This is a genomic window from Comamonas kerstersii (genome assembly GCF_008801935.1).
Classification (GTDB): Bacteria; Pseudomonadota; Gammaproteobacteria; order Burkholderiales; family Burkholderiaceae_C; genus Comamonas; species Comamonas kerstersii.
This window is the reverse complement of sequence record NZ_VZOT01000023.1, coordinates 1-21,566: the sequence shown is the minus strand read 5'-3', so window position 1 is coordinate 21,566 and position 21,566 is coordinate 1. Positions and strand designations below refer to the sequence as shown.

General features: G+C 51.4%; 19 protein-coding genes. 17 read left to right on the top strand and 2 right to left on the bottom strand.

Annotated elements, in window-relative coordinates; all coding sequences use genetic code 11:
* On the bottom strand, positions 1-163 hold a 163-nt coding region (locus F7P80_RS16975; RefSeq protein WP_487246630.1), incomplete at its 3' end, for a transposase.
* A 114-nt stretch (positions 164-277) separates the two neighbouring features.
* On the opposite strand from F7P80_RS16975, the gene F7P80_RS16265 reads away from it, so the two are divergent.
* The 16 genes from F7P80_RS16265 (at position 278) to F7P80_RS16190 (ending at position 18,220) form a co-directional block, all read left to right on the top strand.
* Positions 278-949: a class I SAM-dependent methyltransferase gene (locus tag F7P80_RS16265; RefSeq protein WP_151046112.1), complete on the top strand. Its 672-nt coding sequence runs from the start codon at positions 278-280 to the stop codon at positions 947-949.
* A 12-nt stretch (positions 950-961) separates the two neighbouring features.
* Positions 962-3,019, top strand: coding sequence for a glycosyltransferase family 2 protein (locus F7P80_RS16260; protein ID WP_151046110.1), 2,058 nt, complete (start codon positions 962-964; stop codon positions 3,017-3,019).
* A complete protein-coding gene (locus tag F7P80_RS16255) occupies positions 3,020-3,901 on the top strand; it encodes a glycosyltransferase family 2 protein (RefSeq protein WP_151046108.1) in 882 nt (293 codons plus the stop codon).
* A 16-nt stretch (positions 3,902-3,917) separates the two neighbouring features.
* Positions 3,918-4,628, top strand: a complete 711-nt coding sequence (locus F7P80_RS16250; RefSeq protein ID WP_151046106.1) for a glycosyltransferase family 2 protein — start codon at positions 3,918-3,920, stop codon at positions 4,626-4,628.
* A gap of 7 nt (positions 4,629-4,635) precedes the next feature.
* Entirely contained in the window at positions 4,636-5,007 is a 372-nt protein-coding gene (locus F7P80_RS16245; protein ID WP_151046104.1) for an HAD-IIIC family phosphatase, read from the top strand.
* Positions 5,004-6,566 carry a glycosyltransferase family protein gene (locus F7P80_RS16240; RefSeq protein ID WP_151046102.1) on the top strand — a complete coding sequence of 521 codons (1,563 nt, stop codon included), beginning with the start codon at positions 5,004-5,006 and terminating at the stop codon, positions 6,564-6,566. The genes F7P80_RS16245 and F7P80_RS16240 overlap by 4 nt, the downstream gene beginning before the upstream one ends.
* A gap of 4 nt (positions 6,567-6,570) precedes the next feature.
* Entirely contained in the window at positions 6,571-7,299 is a 729-nt protein-coding gene (locus F7P80_RS17460; RefSeq protein WP_151046100.1) for a CatB-related O-acetyltransferase, read from the top strand.
* 68 nt (positions 7,300-7,367) lie between these two features.
* Positions 7,368-7,565: a DUF2264 domain-containing protein gene (locus F7P80_RS17455; protein WP_151046114.1), complete on the top strand. Its 198-nt coding sequence runs from the start codon at positions 7,368-7,370 to the stop codon at positions 7,563-7,565.
* Positions 7,566-7,579: 14 nt separating this feature from the next.
* Complete coding sequence (locus F7P80_RS16225) at positions 7,580-8,749, top strand: nucleotide sugar dehydrogenase (protein ID WP_151046098.1); 1,170 nt, start codon at positions 7,580-7,582, stop codon at positions 8,747-8,749.
* Positions 8,750-8,774: 25 nt separating this feature from the next.
* A complete protein-coding gene (galU, locus tag F7P80_RS16220) occupies positions 8,775-9,689 on the top strand; it encodes a UTP--glucose-1-phosphate uridylyltransferase GalU (protein WP_151046096.1) in 915 nt (304 codons plus the stop codon).
* Between the two features lie 20 nt (positions 9,690-9,709).
* Positions 9,710-11,623, top strand: coding sequence for a glycosyltransferase (locus F7P80_RS16215; RefSeq protein WP_151046094.1), 1,914 nt, complete (start codon positions 9,710-9,712; stop codon positions 11,621-11,623).
* Between the two features lie 83 nt (positions 11,624-11,706).
* Positions 11,707-13,701, top strand: a complete 1,995-nt coding sequence (locus F7P80_RS16210; RefSeq protein WP_151046092.1) for a capsule polysaccharide biogenesis protein — start codon at positions 11,707-11,709, stop codon at positions 13,699-13,701.
* Between the two features lie 265 nt (positions 13,702-13,966).
* Positions 13,967-15,283, top strand: a complete 1,317-nt coding sequence (locus F7P80_RS16205; protein ID WP_249041508.1) for a capsular biosynthesis protein — start codon at positions 13,967-13,969, stop codon at positions 15,281-15,283.
* Positions 15,284-15,291: 8 nt separating this feature from the next.
* Complete coding sequence (locus F7P80_RS16200) at positions 15,292-16,494, top strand: hypothetical protein (RefSeq protein ID WP_249041507.1); 1,203 nt, start codon at positions 15,292-15,294, stop codon at positions 16,492-16,494.
* Positions 16,491-17,879, top strand: coding sequence for a cytochrome P450 (locus tag F7P80_RS16195; RefSeq protein ID WP_151046086.1), 1,389 nt, complete (start codon positions 16,491-16,493; stop codon positions 17,877-17,879). The genes F7P80_RS16200 and F7P80_RS16195 overlap by 4 nt, the downstream gene beginning before the upstream one ends.
* On the top strand, positions 17,876-18,220 hold the full coding sequence (locus F7P80_RS16190; protein WP_151046084.1) for a hypothetical protein: 345 nt from the start codon (positions 17,876-17,878) through the stop codon (positions 18,218-18,220). The genes F7P80_RS16195 and F7P80_RS16190 overlap by 4 nt, the downstream gene beginning before the upstream one ends.
* 389 nt (positions 18,221-18,609) lie before the next feature.
* On the opposite strand, the gene F7P80_RS16185 is transcribed toward F7P80_RS16190, so the two are convergent.
* Positions 18,610-19,428, bottom strand: coding sequence for a hypothetical protein (locus F7P80_RS16185; RefSeq protein ID WP_151046082.1), 819 nt, complete (start codon positions 19,426-19,428; stop codon positions 18,610-18,612).
* Between the two features lie 118 nt (positions 19,429-19,546).
* Between F7P80_RS16185 and sbcB the strand changes: the two genes are divergently transcribed.
* Positions 19,547-20,995 (top strand): exodeoxyribonuclease I, encoded by a 1,449-nt coding sequence (gene sbcB / locus F7P80_RS16180; protein WP_151046080.1) that lies wholly within the window; start codon positions 19,547-19,549, stop codon positions 20,993-20,995.
* Positions 20,996-21,566: the final 571 nt, after the last annotated feature.

Here is a 21,566-nt window from a genome sequence, read left to right as displayed (position 1 = left end):
TCTCCACAGGAAATGGAGGCCGTCCTTTGCGACCTTCAGGCGCATATGGCGCAATCAAGTCCACCAACTCTTGCCATGGAACGACTTGCTGCATCTGCTCCAGGAATTCGCGTTTACGTGTTTTTTTGGTGGAAAGGTTCAGGCCAAGATCAAATTGCTGCATAGGCCGGGATGCTGCCGCACCCGGCACGCATGTGCAAGCACATGCGTTGGGGACTTATGCAGAGGTTCCTTAGGAAAAGGCTTGACCAATTCAGTCAAGCAGCTGGAATCATTTATGAATATCCAGAGCTTCTTTTCCAGCGGAGATTTTTTCTCGGATTTTCATGGTTGGCCAATAAGCCCGGATATTGGGGTTTTCTTATTGGAAAAAATGAGATCGCAAAATTACGACCTCATCATTGAGTTTGGAAGTGGAACTTCCACGGCGCTTTTTGCAAAAGCGTCTGAAGCGATGAGTGGAAAAACACAAAAATCAGCAGTGCCAAAAACACTGAAGACCGAGATTGTGACATTCGAGCATAACCAGCTCTACCATGAAAAAACTCAAAAAATGCTGCGGACAAGAAAGCTTGATGGGTATGTCAGTCTGATACATGCACCTTTAATTGACTGGAAGGATGAATGTCAGGATTATTTGTATTATGACTGCCAATCTATCTTGGAAGATTTGGCTGAGAAGTACAAGTCTCAGAAAATAAAGATACTGGTATTGGTGGATGGTCCTCCAGGGGCTACATGCAAGAATGCCCGGTACCCCGCAGTGCCTATTATATTTAATGCGTTTGCCAAGCAATCGATCGATATCGTGCTGGATGACGCAAGCAGGCCTGAGGAAAAAGCTACGATAGATTTGTGGCGGGAATTCTATAAAAAACGCTCTATTGCAATAGAGGAATCTTCAATCCCTAGTGAAAAAGGGATTCATATTTTCAGTCAAATAACTTAATTTTTGAATTTTATGAAAATACTTAGTGAAGCAATAAGTTTTTATCAGAAAAATGAATATCAAAAAGCTCTTGAACTATTCAAGAAGGCTGCGGGTATTTATGGAGATTCGCTGGTTGAGGTGAATATTGCTTTATGCCAAAGGAATATTTCAGGAGGCAACCCCTCAAAACAAGAAGCAGAACCCAGAGCCAAATCATCCACTGAACTCGACCCCGCTACAAAGTTCATGCTTGCCTCCATGGGCGAACTGAATTTGACGGAAACGGAAAAGCAGGAGTGCTTGAAACAGTATCAAGCGCTGACAAGCCGTAAGTCTGAAGATGCGGAGACAAAGACTGTTAATCCGATCCCGGCTGACTGGCCAAAAGATCTGATTTTGGCAAAACTGCCTGATAGCACTAACGACTTTCTCTGGAGTAGTGCAAGAAAAAAAGATCAAGAAATTGTCCCTGCAGATAATACGGCAGGTCTAAGCATTGTTGTTCCGACATTTAACCGTAAGAATATTCTTGATATAACGCTCGCTTGTCTCGTCAATCAGGAAACGAAATATGCATTTGAGGTAATCGTTGCAGACGACGGAAGCAAGGAGGATATCACCGAGGTTGTTCGGAGGTATGAATCACTTCTAGATATCAAGTATGTCCGACAGAAGGATTACGGCTATCAACTGTGTGCTGTACGTAATTTAGGACTGAGAACTGGAAAATACGATTTTGTGGCAATTCTCGATTGCGACATGGCTCCAAATATCAAATGGGTCGAGTCGTATATGAGTCTGCTGGTTGAAAATGATGATGTCGCTCTAATAGGGCCTCGCAAATATGTGGATACGAGTCATCTGTCTGCGGAAGACATTAGAGGCGACAAGTCGCTTATAGAGCGTCTACCGGAAGTCAGGACCAATAACAGCGTGGCTGGTAAGACACAAGCTGACATATCAGTTGACTGGCGACTGGAGCACTTCCGTGCAACGGAGGATTTGAGGCTATGTGATACTCCATTTCGCTTCTTTAGCGGTGGTAATGTTGCATTCGCTAGGAAGTGGCTTGAACGTGCGGGTTGGTTCGACGAGGAATTCACTCATTGGGGTGGAGAAGACAATGAATTTGGCTACCGTTTGTACCGTGAAGGCTGCTTCTTTAGAGCGGTTTGGGGTGCTATGGCATACCACCAGGAGCCACCTGGAAAAGAGAATGAAACGGACCGGGCAGAGGGGAAAAAGATCACTATTAATATAGTGAAAGAAAAGGTTCCTTATTTTTATAGAAAGCCTGCGCCGTTAAATAGTTCTTCTATTCATAATCGCCCATTGGTTTCTATATATATTCCGGCATACAACTGTGCAGAAAGCATTGTGCGATGCGTTGACAGTGCGCTTAATCAGACGATTGTGGATCTTGAGGTCTGTATTTGCAACGATGGATCAACAGATAACACGTTGGAAATCTTGCAGAAGAACTATAGCGCTAATCCAAGAGTAAGATATGTCACGAAGAAAAATGGGGGCATTGGCGCTGCATCTAATTCTGCAGTGAAAATGGCACGTGGATATTACATTGGACAGCTTGATTCTGATGATTATCTTGAGCCTGATGCGGTGGAGATATGTCTTAGAGAGTTCCTTGCCGATCGACGCTTGGCCTGCGTTTATACAACAAATCGTAATGTAAAACCTGACGGGACATTGATTGCCAAGGGGTATAACTGGCCGGTATTTTCTCGTGAGAAATTAACAACAGCCATGATTGCTCATCACTTTCGCATGTTTACCGCGAGAGCCTGGAATCTTACCTTAGGATTTGATCAAGAAATTACAAATGCGGTTGATTATGATATGTATCTGAAGCTCAGCGAGGTCGGACCATTCAAGCATGTCAATAAAATTAGTTATAATCGAGCTCTACATGGAGAAAATACTTCGATTAAAAAGTTAGATCAGCAAAAAATAAATCACTTTCTGGTGGTGAATAGCTCATTACGGAGACAGCGGAACGCTGATTACAATTATTCTCCTGTCGAAGGTGATGGTGTTGCATCTAGAAAGTATCTCTTTAAGAGGGTGTAAATGAAAATTAGTGCTATTGTAAATTGTTTTAATGAAGAAGACTTTATATATTATTCTCTAGGATCTATATATAAAAATGTCGATGAAATAGTTGTTGTGGATAATAAATCCGAGGATAGAACTCCTGAAATAATTGCGAATTTCATCGCAAAAAATGATAATGAAAGAAAGGTTAAGTTTTTTCCCTTACAGTCGAGAATGCAGTTGGCTGCAGTTAGGAATTTTGCTTTAAGTAAATCATCTAATGAATGGACCATTAAATGGGATGGCGATTTTTGTGCTTTCGATAGTAATGATGAACTTGCGCAAAAATGTGCGGCATTTTCGAACCTGATTGATATAGTCAAGCAAAAGTCAGATATCTACGATTTTTTTCTTCTCTATAGTTTGAATGTTTGTGGTGACATTTATCACTATGACTCAACAAGGAAGTATTTAGGCTTAAGTGGTGACTCTTTCATTGGTAAGAGAAGCTGTATTAAATATGATGTAAACGAAAAATATGGAGACGTGGGTATTCTTAGGAGGCCTGATGGCACTAGTCCAAGAATGATGTATTTAAATAATCCAGATGTAAATGACATGTACTTCTTACACTTCTATGGTGTGAAGGATGATCGTTACCTTCTGTACAGACGATTCTTGTCTGAATACCAAGTATGGATTGCAAATAATGAAATGATTGACTTTTGGGAGTGGATGTCTGTAGTGAAAAACTATGACTCATCCTCTGGAGTTTCTTATGTGCGAAAAAAAATGTTGGAGAACATGATAAAGCACAACATAAATCTTCCAAAAATTATTAATCCTATTATTGAAAATCCAAGGTATCTTATAAGATACGAAAATGAGATCGTATCCGATAGAATTTCTTTCTTTTAACTCTAAAGGGTAATTTATGTTTCTTATCACAATGGCTGGACTAAGTAGTCGCTTTAAAAAAGCAGGCTATTCTCTGCCTAAATATGCTTTGGAATACAAGGGTGTTACCATCTTTGAATGGGCGGTTAGGTCATTTGAAAAATACTTTGAGGATGAGTTATTTGTTTTTGTTCTGCGTCCAGATTATTTTGCCGCTGCATTTGTAGAAGATTCAGTAAGAAAACTTGGCGTAAAAAAATATAAAATAATCAAATTAGATCGAGACACCAGGGGGCAGGCGGAGACTGCCTATCTCGCATTGAAAGAATTCAATGAAGACTTCCCTGTGACGATTTTTAATATAGATACCATTCGCTATGGATATATAAAGCCAGAATTTCTGTCAAATTGCGATGGTTATCTGGAGGTATTCCGCGGTGAAGGCGATCACTGGTCTTTTGTTGAGCCTGGACCTGATTTTACAGTAACGCGAACCACAGAGAAAGAGCGAATATCTGATTTGTGCAGCGATGGACTTTATTATTTCAAGAGTCATATTGAATTTTGCGGAATTTTCGAAGATGCACTGAATGCGGGTGAGGAAACTAAGGGTGAGTTTTATATTGCGCCTTTATATAATAAAATGATTAAAAAAGGGTTGAAAATCAACTATGATATTATTGATGCCGATCAGATTGATTTTTGTGGCACTCCTGCAGAATACGAGATTCTTCTGAGAGAGAAGTGATTTTAATATGAAAAGAATAATCATGGATCTGGATGACACCATTTGTAGTACATTAAATGGTGATTATGGAAATTCTTTACCAAAACATGATGTAATTGATCGAATGAAAGATTTTAAGGCCATGGGCTTTGAAATCGTTATATGTACCAGTAGAAATATGAGAACATATTCTGGCAACATAGGCAAGATTAATGCAAATACTTTGCCAGTAATTATAGATTGGTTAAATAGGCATGAAGTTCCTTATGATGAAATCTACACCGGAAAACCGTGGTGTGGAACAGAAGGCTTTTATGTTGATGATAGGGCTGTCAGACCGAATGAGTTTGCGAGCATGTCTATAGCCGATATCAAGAATATGCTGGGAATGAAAGAATGATTGTTATCAATTCTGCTGCTTATGTGATCCCTGAGTTCAGGAATGAGTTGGGCTTGATTCCGCCATGTTTACTTCCTTTGGGGAATAAAAAGCTGCTGGAACATCAGGTCCAAGAGCTACGTCGTTTCAAAGACGAGAAAATTATTGTCTCGTTGCCTGCGAACTACGAATTGACACTAGATGAGCAGCAGCTGATGCAATCCTTGAGAGTCGAGGTGATTGCTGTTCCTGAAGATTTCTCACTTGCAGAAGCGTTAACATATGTGTTGAATGTGGCATCTGTCGAAGGCAAAACGTTGAGATTGCTACATGGTGATACTTTAATATCAACCGGTTTAGATGAGGTTGCTGTTGGCCAATCTGCCGGGGATTATGATTGGGAGATCGAATCTCCCGCTGAAAATAGCATTGAGGCTACGCTGGTGTGGTCTGGATTTTTCTCATTTTCTGATCAACGTGAATTTTTGCGTGCATTGGCATCAAGTCGTAGAAACTTCGTGCATGCAGTAAGAGAATACGGGAATAAAAATAAATTGAAGGCCATTGCTTGTGAGAAATGGTTCGATCTTGGGCATGTGAATACATATTTCTCATCGCGCTCTAGAATAACAACTCAACGTTCATTTAATTCTTTGAAGATTGTGGATGGCGTTCTATATAAAACAGGCGAGCCGGTAAAAAAAATAGAAGCAGAAGAGAATTGGTTTAAAAATGTCCCGTTGAACATAAAAAAATATACTCCTCATCTTTTAAGCTCCGGTATTTTAGAGAGCGGTGCAAGATTTTACGCGTTAGAGTATTTGCCCTATCTTCCTTTGAATGAGTTATTTGTTCATGGACGAAATTCAGTAGATTTCTGGATAAAAAAATTTAAATTGCTAAAGAAATTTTTTGAAGATGCTAGAGAGGGCGATTTTAATAATTTTGATTATTTTGATGTTTTAAAGAAAGAGGCTCTTGCTCTCTACCAGAGTAAAACAATTGAGCGCTTAAGATTGTTTGAGCATGAAACGGGATTTTCTAGTAATACTGTTTTATCTTTGCATAATGGTAGACCTTTAACTGCTTCTGGAATTGCTGAAGATTGTATCCATCTGACGCTTCAAAGGTCTTTGGTACCTGCAATATTGCATGGGGATTTGTGTTTTAGCAATATTTTGTTTGATTCTCGTTCAAGTAGTTTAAAGGTCATTGATCCCCGTGGGTTGAGCTTTGGTGGTGATTTAACTATTTTCGGTGATCAGAAATATGATCTGGCAAAATTGACCCATTCAATAATAGGTTTGTATGATTTTATAATTGCCGGCCGGTACCAGATTGATGTTGACTCAGATGGGTTTGATTGCATTAAATTTGATATTGATAATCGAGTTAAATTAATCCAGGATAAGTTTTTCGATTTTTCTTTTATAGAAGGAGAATCAGTGATTGATATTTTGCCTTTGGTGGTGCTATTGTTTATTTCAATGCTTCCTTTGCATGCTGATAATCCTAGTCGTCAGAAGGCTATGCTACTTAACGCAGTTAGATTGTATAAAGAGTTTTTACTAAATAAATAATGATATGATTGTTCTTAAATTTGAAGAGGTAAAAGAAATATTTGCTGATTACAACATATTTCTTACAAATTCCGGTGCGGGGAGAATTAATGATAAAAAGGAAGTTTTCTTTCCAGATGTTTTTCGTATAGAAGAGGGATGTGCTTTTCTTTCGGGGGATAGATTCGCGTCGCTGGGATTTATGAGTTATTCTTGGTCAAGTTTGGTTGATTATGTAACTGTTGGACGTTATTGCTCAATCGCTGGAGGGCTTAAGTTTTCAGGAGTTCGACATCCGATCGAAGCTGTAACCACATCTCCATTTGTTTACGACAAAAATTTTTCCATGGTCGCTAGTGGAATTGAAAAATTTGACTGTTCATTTCCTGCTATTTTTAATAAGCAACCAAGAAGAGAGATTGTTATTAATAACGATGTTTGGATCGGCAGCAATGTATGGTTAGCTCGTGGAATTAATATTGGGACTGGTGCAGTTATTGCTGCAGAGTCCGTTGTTACTAAGGATGTCGAACCCTATGCAATTTATGGGGGTAACCCTGCTAAATTAATAAGATATCGGTTCGATGAAGAAGTTATAGAGGGGTTGTTAGAATCAAAATGGTGGGATATGCATCCGTCTATTATTTCGGCATTGAATATGCGTAATCCTATTACCTTTATAGAAGATTTGAAACGTGTTAATTCTGAGAAAATATTTACACCTCGTTCTTTTGGAAATCAAGATATAGTTTGATTTCAAGAGGATGCTAGATTGATGTTTGGTTTTTTACTGTATGGGTAGATGCTTCTTGCATTAAATAGATTGGAATCAATGGTCACCAGCCAGGAGTCGGTGAAAACTATATTTCCACGGGGAGCCTCTATCTGTGCAGTGTTGCTTTTCTCCCTCTGGGGTTGGAAGAAAGTGCTCCATTCTGGAGTTTGCCGGAGAAACCGTGGACACAAAGAGCTTGCTTTTGGCTTGGGCAGGATATAGCGCTTGATAAAGCATTGAAATAATCTGGATTTTGAAAATGAAGATAGCAATTGCGGGTACAGGATACGTCGGCCTCTCCAATGCCATGCTGTTGGCACAGCACCATGAAGTGGTGGCGCTTGATATTGACGAGCGTAAAGTAGCTCTGCTCAATGACAGGAAGTCTCCCATTGTAGATGCAGAGATTCAGAGTTTCCTGGCGGAAAAAAAGCTGAACTTCCGTGCCACGCTGAATAAGCAGGATGCTTATGCTGGCGCGGACTTTGTCATCATCGCCACGCCTACGGATTACGATCCGCAAACGCAGTACTTCAATACCAAGTCGGTGGAGTCGGTGGCACGAGAGGTGATGGCAATCAATCCGGATGCGGTGATGGTGATCAAATCTACGGTACCAGTTGGCTTTACCAAGCGCCTGAAGGAACAACTGGGTAGTGAGAACATCGTTTTCTCGCCAGAGTTTTTGCGTGAAGGCAAGGCCCTTTATGACAACCTTCATCCCAGCCGCATTGTGGTGGGGGAGCGTTCCGAGCGTGGTCAACAGTTTGCCGATCTGCTGTGTGAAGGCGCCATCAAAAGAGATGTGCAGGTATTGCTGACGGATAGCACCGAGGCCGAGGCCATCAAGCTGTTTGCCAATACCTATCTGGCGATGCGCGTCGCATATTTCAATGAACTGGATACCTATGCGGCCGTGCATGGGCTGGATACGCGCCAGATCATTGAAGGCGTCAGTCTCGACTCACGCATTGGCGGGCACTACAACAATCCTTCGTTTGGTTACGGTGGTTACTGCCTTCCCAAGGACACCAAGCAGTTGCTGGCCAACTATGCTGATGTTCCGCAGAGCCTGATGCATGCGATTGTGGAATCGAACCGCACGCGAAAGGATTTTGTGGCGGACGATATTTTGAAGCGCAGTCCCAAGGTGGTGGGTATCTACCGCCTGGTGATGAAAGCTGGCTCGGACAATTTCCGTGCTTCTTCCGTCCAGGGGGTGATGAAGCGCCTCAAGGCCAAGGGTGTGGAGGTGGTGGTGTATGAGCCGGTATTGGATGCGCCAGAATTTTTTAATTCGCGCGTGGTGCGTGATTTGGCAGAGTTCAAACGCATATCCGACGTGATTGTGGCCAACCGGGCGGTGCCAGAAATTGCGGATGTGGCTGACAAGGTGTACACACGCGATTTATTTGGCGGTGATGCTTGAATTTTGTTTTGATCATTAATCAGTTATGAAAATCAAAAAAGCAGTATTTCCGGTAGCCGGTATGGGCACACGGTTTTTACCTGCCACCAAGGCCAGCCCCAAAGAAATGCTGCCCGTGGTCGATAAACCGCTGATTCAGTACGCGGTGGAAGAAGCATGGGCCGCAGGCATTAAAGAAATGGTGTTTGTGACCGGGCGCAGCAAGCGCAGCATCGAAGACCATTTTGATATGGCCTATGAGCTGGAAAACGAGCTGGAGCGCCGTGGCAAGCATGAAATGCTGAACTTTGTGCGCACACTGATGCCTGCGGATATGAAATGCGTGTTCATTCGCCAGGCAGAGGCGCTGGGTTTGGGGCACGCTGTGCTATGCGCTCAGCCAGTGGTGGGTAACGAGCCATTTGCGGTGCTGCTGGCTGATGACTTGCTGGATGGTGAGCCTGCGGTGATGCGCCAGATGGTGGATGTGTATGACTACTACAAGTGCTCGGTGTTGGGGGTGCAGCAGGTGCCGCGCGAGGACACGCGCAGCTATGGCATTGTGGCCAGCAAGCCCCTGAAAGAAGATTTAGAGGCTGTGCACGCCATTGTGGAAAAGCCCAAGCCGGAAGATGCGCCATCTACCTTGGCTGTGGTGGGGCGCTATGTGCTGACGCCGCGCATCTTCCACCACTTGGCCCACTTGGGTAAGGGAGCAGGGGGTGAGATTCAGCTAACTGATGGAATTGCTGCGCTGATGGCTGAAGAGCAGGTGCTGGCCTATCGTTATCATGGCAAGCGCTATGACTGCGGTAGCAAGATGGGCTACCTGGAAGCCACACTGGCCATGGCACGCAAGCACCCAGAAGTAGGCCAGCAGTTTGAGCAGCTGCTGCTGGCGGAAGCTGCACGCATTCAGCCACGCGAAGTGCTGCCCACCATGCTGGAAACCACGGTGTAAACCACAGAAAAGGACTGGCTGTGATTGCCACAGAAGCCAACTGGCCCCTTTTGCAGACACAGGCACAGGCCTGCCAGAGCAGCTTGCAACTGCGCGATGTGCTGCAAGCCCCTGCACGCTTTGAGCGCATGGCTCTAAATGCACCGCATATGCTGGTGGATTTCTCTAAAAACCTGATTGATGACGCGGCCCTGTCTGGTCTGCTGGGTCTGGTAGAGCGCAGTGGCTTGGCCGCCAGGCGTCAGGCCCTGCTGGCGGGTGAAGTGGTGAACCATACAGAGCAGCGCCCGGCCTTGCATGCCGTGCTGCGCCAGCGCTATGCAGGCAATGCGGGGGGGGATGCGGCTGGGCAAGATGCTGTGTGTGCAGGCCTGCACCAGATGCTGGGTTTAGCCCAGCGGCTGCGTGCCAGTGGGCAGATACAGCATGTGGTGCATATTGGCATTGGTGGCTCTGGCCTGGGGCCAGAGCTGCTGCTGCAGGCATTGCAGCCCTGGTGTGATGGGCCGCAGGTGCGCGTGGTCTCTAACATGGATGGGCATGACCTGCACCAGGCCCTGCAGGGGCTGCACCCTGCCACGACCTTGTTTGTGGTGGCTTCCAAGTCCTGGAGCACGGCTGAAACCCAGCGCAACCTGCACTCTGCCCAGCAGTGGTTTGCCCAGCAGGGCGGCAGCAACTGGCCTGCACATTTTGTGGCGATCACTGCGCGCACACAGGCGGCATATGCTGCTGGCTTTACGCAGGTGCTGCATATGCCGGAAGGCATAGGCGGGCGGTTTTCTGTGTGGTCTGCCGTGGGCTTGCCGGTGGCTTTGGCTGTGGGCCGTGAGGTGTTTGAAGCCCTGCTGCAAGGCGGTGCCGCCATGGATGCACACTTTGAGCAAGCCCCGTTGCAGCGCAACGTGCCTGTGTGGCTGGGCATGCTGGATGTGTGGTACAGCAGCCTGATGCAGGTGCCTGCACGCTGCGTAGCGCCTTACCACCATGGTCTGCGCCGCCTGCCTGCCTATTTGCAGCAGCTGGAAATGGAAAGCAATGGCAAGCGCGTGCGTGAAGATGGCAGTCCTGTAAACATGCCCACCACTGGCATGGTGTGGGGGGAGCCTGGCAGCAACGGGCAGCATGCGTTTTTTCAGTGGCTGCACCAGGGCAGCCAGTGGGTGCCGGTGGAGTTTCTGGCTGTGCGCCAGCCCGCCCACCCGTTTGAAGAGCACCATGAATGCCTGCTGGCCAATGCGCTGGCGCATGTGCAGGCTTGGGCTAGCAGGGATGCGCGGGTGCGTGTGCTGCAGTTGCCGGTAAATGGGGGCACGTACTTGGCCAAAAGCCTGGGCCTGCAGATGGCGCGTGGCGAGTTTGTGACATGCCATGACTCAGACGACTGGTCACACCCCTTAAAAATTGAACGCCAGGTAAGACCATTGCTGGAGGATACGTCTTTGGTTGCGACGACTTCAAGCTGGCTCAGAATGCGTGACGATGGGGTGTTCTATGCATGGCTGGTACACCCTTTGCTGCGTTTTAACCCTTCTTCGCCTTTATTTAGAAGGGAGCAGGTTTTAAAGCGTATGGGTGCTTGGGATATGGTGCGCACCGGCGCAGATAGCGAATTTCATGCACGCCTGAAGCTGGTGTTTGGAGCCGCTGCGATTAAAGATATTCAGCAGCCCTTGGCACTGGGGGCACATCGTGAAGGCTCTTTAATGACGTCAGGAGATACGGGCTATAGCGCTGCAGGTTTTTCTGGTACGCGGCTGGCCTATTTAGAAGCGTGGGCTGAGTGGTATATCGAGTGCTTGCGCCAGGGGAAGACACCAGCTTTGCCATGTGACTTGCGACAGTGGGTAGGGTGCAGGCCTTTTGTAGTACCGGGTGAAATTGCTGTGCCAGAGCGGGCTCTGCAAGCAGCATTGGCGGTGTTATCAAAATGAAATCATGGATTTGTGGGTGCTGGTGGTTGCACAGATTAGGGCTGTTGGAAGCTTTGCTGCCAGGCCGCCTGCGCTATTTGCCAATGGCCGTCGTGCAAGCGGAGGCTTTTGCTGGCTGGGGCGTCAAGCGCAGTGGACGCATGGCACGCAGGGCTGCCCATTGGCGCGGACTGCCAGCGCTCACGCTGGAAGATGGATTCGTACGCTCCTTTGGCACAGGGACATATTCGCCCGGCCTGTCTTTGGTGGTAGACGATGCAGGCATTTACTACGACTGCACCCAGCCCAGCGCACTGGAGCAATTGCTGGCAAGCCCCATGGATGTGCTGGCAGGCCCTGGCTGCAATGCAGTGCAGGCGCGTGCGGCTTTGCTGCAGGCCGGCCTGAGCAAATACAACCATGCGCCAGATCTGCCGCCAGATGCCTTGCGTGCGGGTGATGTGCAGCGTGTGCTGGTGGTGGACCAGACGGCGGGAGATATGAGCGTGGCACTGGGTGGCGCCAGTGCGCATAGCTTTGCAGACATGCTGCAGGCCGCGCTGGATGAAAACCCGCAGGCGACCATCTATGTCAAAACCCACCCGGAAGTAAGCAGTGGCCGCAAGGGTGGCTACCTGACCGCTGTGCAGAACAGTGAACGCGTGGTGGTGTTGCGCGAGGCGGTGAATCCACTCTCCCTCATCCAGCAGATGAGCAAGGTGTATGTGGTCAGCTCCACCATGGGTTTTGAGGCTTTGCTGGCAGGCAAGCCTGTGACTTGCTTTGGTGTGCCCTGGTACGCAGGCTGGGGTGTGACGGATGACCGCCAGCCCAATCACCCCGCCATGCAGCGGCGCGCTGTGGGTACAGGCCGCAGGCGCAGTGTGGATGAGCTGTTTGCGGCAGCCTATCTGCACTACACACGTTACTTAAACCCCTATACCCACCAGCGTGGCGAAATCACGGATGTGATGCGCTGGCTGGTGCAACAAAAGCAGGTGGCACAGCGCTATGCCGGGCGCATGATTTGCGTGGGCTTTCGGCGCTGGAAGGCGGCGAACTTGCGGCCTATGCTGTCGCTGTACCCAGAGAAGGTGCTATTTGTCAAAAACGCGGCAGAGGCTGCTGCGCTGCAGCCTGTGAAAGACGACTGCCTGGTGTGCTGGGGCCGTGTGCCGCCCGCAGGTGTGCAGGAGCTGGCTGAGCAAGCTGGGATGCGCCTGCTGCGCATGGAAGATGGCTTTGTGCGCTCTGTAGGCCTGGGCTCTGACCTGATACCGCCCCAGTCTTTTGTGCTGGATGCCAAGGGTATTTACTTTGACCCCGGCCAACCCTCAGAGCTGGAAGATTTGCTCAACCACCGTGAATGCACGGCGCACGACGTGGAGCGTGCACGCAAGGTGCGTGAATGCATCGTGCAGCACCGGCTGACCAAGTACAACCTGGAACCCAATACCCCTGTGCAGTGGCGCAGTGCCGGGCGGCAGGTGGTGCTGGTGCCGGGCCAGGTGGAAGATGACGCATCCATTCGCTTTGGCTGCGATGTGGAACGGGGCGTGCATACCAATCTGGGGCTGCTGCAGGCAGCACGGGCGCAGTTTCCAGATGCTTTTATTGTTTATAAGCCGCACCCGGATGTAGCCAGTGGCAACCGTAAAGGGCGGCTGGCTTTGCAGCAGGCCATGCACTATGCGGATGCGGTGGAAACACAGGCATCGGTGGTGAGCTGTGTAGAGGCCTGTGATGTGGTGGTCACCATGACATCGCTGACCGGCTTTGATGCCCTGTTGCGCGGCAAGCGGGTGGTGGTGCATGGCAGGCCGTTTTATGCAGGCTGGGGCCTGACGGAAGACGTGCTGCCCGTGCCCCGGCGCTTGCGCACGCGCAGCCTGGATGAACTGGTGTATTGCGCCCTGATTGCCTACCCGCTGTATTGGGACCCAGTGCTCAAGGGCTACACCAGCTGCGAGGCCGTGCTGGAGCAATTGCGCCAGCGGCGCGATGCTTTGGCAAGCAGTGGCAAGCTGCAGCAGTTGCGCGTGGGCTATGTGGCGCGGCAGTGGCGCAAGTTGAAGGTGCTATGCCAAGCACTTTATTAACATAAGTTAAATAAGGTGCAGAGGCAGGTGCTGGAATATGGGGCATAGCTGCTACGGTACTAGAGCCCTGCTTTTTATTTGGTAGAGAATGTGAGAAATGCTCTGATTTTGCCAGCTAGGCAAGCAGAGCTTTTCTTTGTTAAGGACATGAGTGCAATCAATGGGTAAGCCGAGCTTTGCTGGCAAAAGAGTGTTGTTGTTGCAGGGGCCAGTAGGCCCCTTTTTCTGGAACTTGGCTAAGGATTTGCGCGGCAGAGGTGCGCAGGTGTTCAAGTTCAACTTCAACGCTGGCGACTGGCTGTTCTACCCCAGGGGCGCGCAAAGCTACCGTGGCAGCCTGCAGGGCTGGCCTGCCACCTTGCGGGCCTTTATGCAGGCACAGGCCATTGATGTGGTGCTGGTGTTTGGTGACTGCCGTCCTGTGCACGCCTGTGTGCGTGATTTGTGTACCCAGCTGGGCTGTGCATTGGGGGTCTTTGAAGAAGGCTATCTGCGCCCGGACTATGTGACCTTTGAGCCGTTTGGCGTGAATGGGCATTCCGTGTTTGGGCAAGATCTGCAGGAATGGCTGTTTGCACGCACGCTGCTGGATGCCGCCCCTGCTCGAAAAACAAAGGCTGCAGAGTCTGAGGCATTGCACACGGTGAAAGTAGGCAATACCTACTGGCATGCAGCCATGTGGGGCATGGCCTATTTTTTTGCGGCCTGGCTGGGGCAGAAGTGCTGGAACAATGGCCTGCACCACCGCCCCATGACGGTGGCTGATGCACCGTACTGGTGGCTGTCTTTTGGGCGCAAGGCCTGGTACAAGATCAAGGAAAGCGGTATTGAGGCGCAGCTGTGCAGCACCTGGCACAAGAATTTTTTCCTGGTGCCGCTGCAGGTGTACAACGATGCACAGATCAGCGTGCATTCAGACTTTGCCTCCGTCTGTGAGTTTATGAATCTGGTAATGCGCTCCTACGCCCGGGCATTGCAAGCAGAGCGAGACGGCCAGATGCCTGAAGGTGGGCAGTCTCTGGAGCATACGCGCCTGGTGTTCAAGCACCACCCCATGGACCGCGGGCACCGCCACTATGGCAAGGTGCTGAAGCTGCTGGCCCAGCGCTATGGGCTGCAGGAGCAGGTGCGCTACATCCATGACCAGCATTTGCCCTCATTGCTCAAAGCTGCGCGTGGGGTGGTAGTGGTGAACAGCACGGTGGGCCTGTCAGCGCTGGGGCATGGTGCACCAGTCAAAGTGTGTGGCGCGGCGTTGTATGACATGCCGGAGCTGACGTACCAGGGCAAGCTGCGCAGCTTCTGGCACCTGGCGCATACAGCAGCGCCTGAGCCTGATTTGGTGCTGCGCTTTAAGCAGGCACTGGTGAGCCGCACGCAGCTCAACGGCAGTTTTTACCGAAAAATTGCCCAGGCCCCTTGGAAGTGCGGTGTGTTTTTGAATGGGCAGATGGCGCAGCGCCTGTGGCCTGAAACGGTGAACACAACGCAGGGAGTCGCCACCACAAAAAGTACAGTCAAAGCACATTCACGTGCGCGTAAGAAGCAGTCACGCACTGCTTCACGCCGCAGCAATTCATGAGCACTTTTATGCAAAAGTCTGCAGCACAGCGCCTGGTGCTGTTTGTGGGTGGTTTTGATCCGCGAGGTGCTGCTTACTACCACCGGCTGATGCGCCAGCAGGCGCAGTTGCAGTCGGCGGTGGTGGGTGCTGCCTACCAGATAGGGCCACGTGAGCGATGGCCAGCGGGTGAGCAAGCAGACTTGCCACATGCGGCATGGCGCGTATCCAGCGCCCAGGGGCAATCTGCAGACTATGTGTTTTATGACTGGTCAGATGTGGTGCGAAGCCACTGGCCCAAAAGCCGCTGGGCGGTGGCCAGCCAGGCGCTGAAGACTTACGCATTGGTCTGGAAAGAGCGGCGCTGCTTGGGGCCCTTGCACCAGCAGACGCCTTACACGCTGTGGACGCTGGCTTATCCACTGGTGTATGGCTTGCTGTTCGTCTTGTTTGCCGTGCTGGCAGCATGGGGCGCTGTGCAGCTGCTACCACAAATAGCCAGCACAGCCAGCCTGGTGTGGAATGTGTTGGCTGCCGTACTGACAGCGCTGGCGGTGCTTGGGCTGGGGTGGAAGCTGGATGGGGTGCTGCATGTCTCGTGGATCATGCGGATCATGAATTTTGCGCGTGAGGCTGCAGAGAGCAACGGCGTGCCTGCGCTGCAGCAGCGCCATGCAGCCACAGCCAAGGTGCTGGCAGAGGAACTGGCTGCACACCCCGAGCGGGAATTGCTGGTGGTGGGGTTTAGTGTGGGCAGTGCCATGGCCGTGGATTTGCTGCACAGCTTGCAGCAGCAATTGACGCAGGAGCAATGGCAGCGGGTGCGACTGGTGACGCTGGGAAATTGCATTCCACTGTTCAGCCTGATGCCCCAAGCCACGCAGATGCGCCAGCATTTGCTTGATCTGGCGCAGGACGCCAACTGGTTTTGGGTGGATATTTCATCTCCGGGGGACAGCGTGAGTTTTGGCATGTGCGACTTGATGCGCTTAAGCCTGCGCGAGAGCTATCTGCCAAAGTCACAGCCCCTGCACAACCCGCAGTGCATGTGCACGCCGCGGTTTCACAAGCTGTTCAAGCCTGACACTTACCGCTGGCTGCGCCGCAATAAGATGCGCATGCATTTTCAATATTTGATGGCTGCACAGTTGCGTGGTGGTTATGACTATTTCGCCATGCTCACGCATGCTGGCCCTGTAGAAGACTTTGTTCGAAAAAGATTGTTGAGATGAGCCGTTTTTGCCCCGTTTACCCCAAGCCTCGTCCTGAGCAGGCATCCAAGCTGAGCATGTTCTGGCATGCGCGCCGTTCTTGGATGGACGCGCTGTATGAGCGCAGCTACCACATGCAGATGGGTGAGGTGCACCTGCCCAGCCTGGATCTGTACATGCTCAATGACCCTGAACAGGTCAAGCGCGTGATGCAGACCGAGGCGGCCAACTTCCCTAAAAGCCAGCTGCTGCATGAAGCGCTGGAGCCTTTGCTGGGTGAGAGCATCTTCACCACCAATGGCGCGCAATGGCAGCGCCAGCGCAGCATGATGAACCCCGCGTTTGAGCAGGCACGGCTGAATGTGGCTTTCCCGCGCATGCTGGAGGCCTCACAGGCTTTGCTCCAGCGGCTGCAGGCCATGGCTGATGGCAAGCCACATGACATTGAAGTGGAGATGACGCATGTGACGGCAGACATCATCTTCCGCACGATTTTCTCGGAGCCCATGCAGGGGCCGGATGCGCTGAGGATCTTCAAGGCGTTTGCGCGTTATCAGGCATTGGCCCCCAAGCTGATGCTGCCCGCGCTGTTTGGCATGCGTTGGGCAGCGCTGCCATGGAACCGTTGGCGCAGTAACCAGGCAGCCAAGGAAATTCGCAGCCTGCTTAGCGCCATGGTGCTGCCCCGTTATGAAGCCCACCAGCGTGGCGAGGTGGATGAAGAGCCCAAAGATATTCTTGCGGCCTTTATGCAGGCCAAAGATCCGCAGACAGGCCAGCCGTTTGACTTTGAAGAGCTGGTGAACCAGGTGGCCATGCTGTTTCTGGCGGGGCATGAGACTTCAGCCAGTGCGCTGACATGGGCCTGCTATCTGCTCTCCATGGACCAGGAGGTGCAGACCCGTGCACGGGCCCAGATTGATGAGGTGCTGGCACAGCGCCAGCCGGAGCAGCGCGATATGAAAGACTTGCCGCTGGTGTGGAACATCTTCCGCGAGGCATTGCGGCTGTTTCCACCCGTGGGCTTCTTCGCGCGTGAAAGTGCCCAGACGTGCCCGATCCGCAACAAGCAGGTCAAGGCAGGCAGCACGGTGGTGGTGGCCCCCTGGCTGATGCAGCGCCACAGAAAGTGGTGGAAGGAGCCTGATGCGTTTGACCCAGACCGCTTTGACCGCGAAGAAAGCAAGGCTGCACTTAAGCATGCCTATTTTCCTTTCAGCATGGGCCCACGGGTGTGCCTGGGGGCTGCGTTTGCACTGCAGGAGGCCGTGCTGATTTTGAGCATGCTGCTCAGAGATTTTGAAATATTGCCTGTGGATGAACACGAGCCCCAGCCGGTGGGGCGGCTTACGATTCGATCAGCCAATGGGGTGATGGTGCGTTTGAAGCAAAGGGCTGCAGTGTGAAGGAACGTTTGGCAGGTTTTTTATTGATGTGTGCCATTGTTCCCTTGGCGATTCTGGGTTACTTGCTGCTGTGGTGGGTTGGCTTGTTTGGAAAAACTGATCGAGGCCGTGCAGGGGTGCGAGCCTTGGACCATTTTGTGAATGCCACGCTATTTAATGGGTATGCATGGGAGAGCGTCTCCTCCCACGCCTGGCGCGAGCGCGACAAACAATGGGCCAAGGCAGTGATCTGGGTAACAGACCTTTTCCAGAAAGACCATTGCATGCGATCGAATAAGCGAGAGCAGCGGATTGTGGATCTGGTGCTGAAAAAAGGGCTGGACAAGCGAACGATTGATTGAGCGCCAGTGATTCGTTCTCCCGCCTGCCTTTGCTCCTTCCCCCACTGGGGGAGGGAATAGAGGCGGGAGAGGTGAATCCTTTCCCCTCTGGCTTGCTCTCCTTCCCCCTCTGGGGGAAGGCAGGGATGGGGGCCTGCCAGGCTTGATCCATGCAGCCGTGGCGCTGCATGATAGCCACCAGTTTTCATCATGAAAAATGCCTCTAGCGCCCATGCAGCAAGCGCTGGCAGCTATGAATTTGGTATGAACTCCCTCTCCCGCTTGCGGGAGAGGGCAGGGGTGAGGGAGCTTCTTCCTTTTCTGGCGGCCCCCACCCCCACCCTCCCCCAGCGGGGGAGGGAACAGAAGTGAGGGAAGGAGGGCTGTGCAGGGAGGCCGTCACCCAACCATTAACAGACAGCTTCTGCGCTGGCCAGCTGGTGCGCCATCCACAAAATGGCCTGTATGGGTGATTTTTTATGGGTCTGGCAGATCTGCTGAAGCAAATCCGTATGCACCATGCGAATTTCCACCGGAATATGTGAAATATTCAGCAATTTCGCCAGTGCAAAGCGGTGCTGACCACCCTGGAGTTTGAAGATGTTGCCACGGCGATCAATGGCAATACCAATTTCTCTGTCTGGCTGCTGAGCGCTGCGCTGGCTGATCTGCGCATTACTCAATAAACCGTGGTTTTGAATGGATAGATACAGTTGCTGGAAGCGTTCAAAATAGGCATCAATGGCTGTGGTGCTATCCAGCAGTACATGCTGTTTTTTAATCGGTTTGCCTTTGCTAAGGGCTGTGCTGAAGTATTGGTAGGCTTTGGTGCTTTGGTAGTTCCAGTCAGCAGCGAGGAGTTCTTTCGCATGCCGGTATGCCAGTATGTTTTCCACTGGGTGGCTGATGGAAAGCAGATCTTGATTACTCAAAAAATAATCGCTGGTGTGCAAGTGCTGTGCATTGCATTGCACCCAGTCGTGCATGGCGTGTTCTATGCGCTGTACGGGGAGCTGAATAATAAGTTTTTGTTTGAAAAAATACTGTGCATACAGCGGGTGCAGAGAAAAAGCGCTGCCTTGATGTATGAGCTGGAGATGGTGTTTGAAAAAAGCAGGGAAAGTAATAAAGTTGCCAAGCAGTCTTTGAGTTTTTTTGGCAATGTAGATTTGTTTTTTTCTGGTTTCTATATCTTCGGGGCTAATTTTAGAGGAGGCTATTTTTTCCATTGGTTTTTAATAAGCCCTTGTTTTCTTTATTAATTATTTAAAAGACTGGGCTAGAATCAGCAATCTTTCGATCATAACTGCACTTGCGCTGCCTGCAGGTGCTCAAGCTGCAACCCTCATGGCTGAACTTACCTTCCTCTGGCACGACTACGAAACCTTTGGTGCCAATCCGCGTTATGACCGTCCCGCGCAGTTTGCGGCGATTCGCACCGACATGGACCTCAACGAGGTGGGCGAGCCCATCATGCGGTACTGCCAGCCAGCGCCGGACTATCTGCCCAGCCCCGAGTCCTGCCTGATCACCGGCATTACCCCCCAGCAGGCGCTGGAGCAGGGCGTGCCAGAAGACGTGTTTGCGCGTGAGATTGAGGCGGCCTTCAGCCAGCCGGGCACGGTGGGCGTGGGCTACAACACGATTCGCTTTGACGATGAGGTGACGCGTTTTCTGTTCTGGCGCAATCTGATCGACCCCTATGCGCGCGAATGGCAGAACGAATGCAGCCGCTGGGATTTGCTGGATGTGGTGCGCATGGTCTATGCGCTGCGCCCGGATGGGATTGAGTGGCCTGTCAAGGAAGATGGCAGCCCGTCTTTCAAGCTCGAAGACCTGGCACGCGCCAACGGCCTGGGGCATGAGCAGGCCCATGATGCCTTGAGCGATGTGCGCGCCACGATTGCGCTGGCAAGGCTGATCAAGCAAAAGCACCCCAAGCTGTTTGAGTTTGCCTTCGCGCTGCGCAAAAAAGACCGTGTGCTGCATGAGATGGGGTTGCCTGCACAGCAAATCGACGCACGGCCTTTTCTGCATGTCTCCGGCATGATCCGGCCCGAGCGTGGCTGCATTGCCGTGATGTGGCCACTGGCCCAGCACCCTACGAACAAGAACGAGGTGATCTGCTGGGACTTGAATGCAGACCCCAGCGAGCTGGCTGCCATTGATGCGGACACATTGCGCTTGCGCATGTTCACCAGGGCGGCAGATCTGCCCGAGGGTGTCACGCGCCTGCCCATCAAGAGCATTCACATCAACAAGTCGCCCATGGTGGTGCGCAACCTCAAGACGCTGTCGCCCGAGATGGCGGCCAAGTGGGGCATTGACATGAATCTGTGCATTGAGCATGCCGTCAAGGCCCGCGCGCTGCCAGACATGAGCCAGCTGTGGAAGCAGGTGTACAGCAAGCTCGAAGGCCATGGGCCGAACGATGTGGATCAGGACCTGTACAACGGCTTCATCGGCCCGGCCGACCGTCGCAGGCTGAACCAGCTGCGCGAGCTGTCGCCCCAGGAGTTGAGCGTGGACCGCACGGGCTTTGACGATGCACGCCTGCAGGAGCTGGTCTTCCGCTGGCGTGCGCGCAACTGGCCCGACAGTTTGACCGAGCAGGAGCAGGAACGCTGGCAGCTGCACTGCGCAGCAGCCTTGCTGCAAGGCGATGGCGGTGCGCGTACGGTGGAGCAGCTGTTTGCGCAGATTGATGCGCTGTCGGAGACCGTGGAAGACGAGCGCGCCGAAGAGATTCTGGGGGCGCTGTATGACTACGCGGAAGCCATAGTGCCGGAGGCATAGGCGGCGGGCTGGCCCTCACCCCAGCCCTCTCCCACAAGTGGGAGAGGGAGTCACTACGCCAGCACAGGGCGCTTGTTCCCTCTCCCGTTCACGGGAGAGGGTTAGGGTGAGGGGGCTATGAAGCAAAAAGGAGACCGCAGTCTCCTTTTGTTGTGGGCTGGCCCTCACCCCAGCCCTCCCCCAGCGGGGGAGGGAAAGTGGCGCTTATCCCAACCCTCTCCCACAAGTGGGAGAGGGAGTCAATACGCCAGCACAGGGGTGCTAAACATCAGTCGGTGGTGTAGATGCATCGGGCTGGCCCCCACCCCAACCCTCCCCCAGCGGGGGAGGGAAAGTGGCCCTTATCCCAGCCCACTCTCACAAGTGAGAGGGGGAGTCACTACGCCAGCACAGGGGCGCTTGTTCCAGGAGAGAGCGAGGGTGCCTCAACTTCCCTGACTCTCACTCCTTCCCCCTCTGGGGGAAGGCGGGGATGGGGGCAGGGGAGCTAAACACCAGTCGGTGGTGTAGATGCATCGGGCTGGCCCCCACCCCAACCCTCCCCCAGCGGGGGAGGGAAAGTGGCCCTTCC

Bases quoted from the DNA above. Each gene is read 5' to 3' on its own strand.
- F7P80_RS16265 (WP_151046112.1), top strand. From the start codon at position 278: ATGAATATCCAGAGCTTCTTTTCCAGCGGAGATTTTTTCTCGGATTTT.
- F7P80_RS16260 (WP_151046110.1), top strand. From the start codon at position 962: ATGAAAATACTTAGTGAAGCAATAAGTTTTTATCAGAAAAATGAATAT.
- F7P80_RS16255 (WP_151046108.1), top strand. From the start codon at position 3,020: ATGAAAATTAGTGCTATTGTAAATTGTTTTAATGAAGAAGACTTTATA.
- F7P80_RS16250 (WP_151046106.1), top strand. From the start codon at position 3,918: ATGTTTCTTATCACAATGGCTGGACTAAGTAGTCGCTTTAAAAAAGCA.
- F7P80_RS16245 (WP_151046104.1), top strand. From the start codon at position 4,636: ATGAAAAGAATAATCATGGATCTGGATGACACCATTTGTAGTACATTA.
- F7P80_RS16240 (WP_151046102.1), top strand. From the start codon at position 5,004: ATGATTGTTATCAATTCTGCTGCTTATGTGATCCCTGAGTTCAGGAAT.
- F7P80_RS17460 (WP_151046100.1), top strand. From the start codon at position 6,571: ATGATTGTTCTTAAATTTGAAGAGGTAAAAGAAATATTTGCTGATTAC.
- F7P80_RS16225 (WP_151046098.1), top strand. From the start codon at position 7,580: ATGAAGATAGCAATTGCGGGTACAGGATACGTCGGCCTCTCCAATGCC.
- galU (WP_151046096.1), top strand. From the start codon at position 8,775: ATGAAAATCAAAAAAGCAGTATTTCCGGTAGCCGGTATGGGCACACGG.
- F7P80_RS16210 (WP_151046092.1), top strand. From the start codon at position 11,707: ATGGCCGTCGTGCAAGCGGAGGCTTTTGCTGGCTGGGGCGTCAAGCGC.
- F7P80_RS16200 (WP_249041507.1), top strand. From the start codon at position 15,292: ATGCAAAAGTCTGCAGCACAGCGCCTGGTGCTGTTTGTGGGTGGTTTT.
- F7P80_RS16195 (WP_151046086.1), top strand. From the start codon at position 16,491: ATGAGCCGTTTTTGCCCCGTTTACCCCAAGCCTCGTCCTGAGCAGGCA.
- F7P80_RS16185 (WP_151046082.1), bottom strand. From the start codon at position 19,428: ATGGAAAAAATAGCCTCCTCTAAAATTAGCCCCGAAGATATAGAAACC.
- sbcB (WP_151046080.1), top strand. From the start codon at position 19,547: ATGGCTGAACTTACCTTCCTCTGGCACGACTACGAAACCTTTGGTGCC.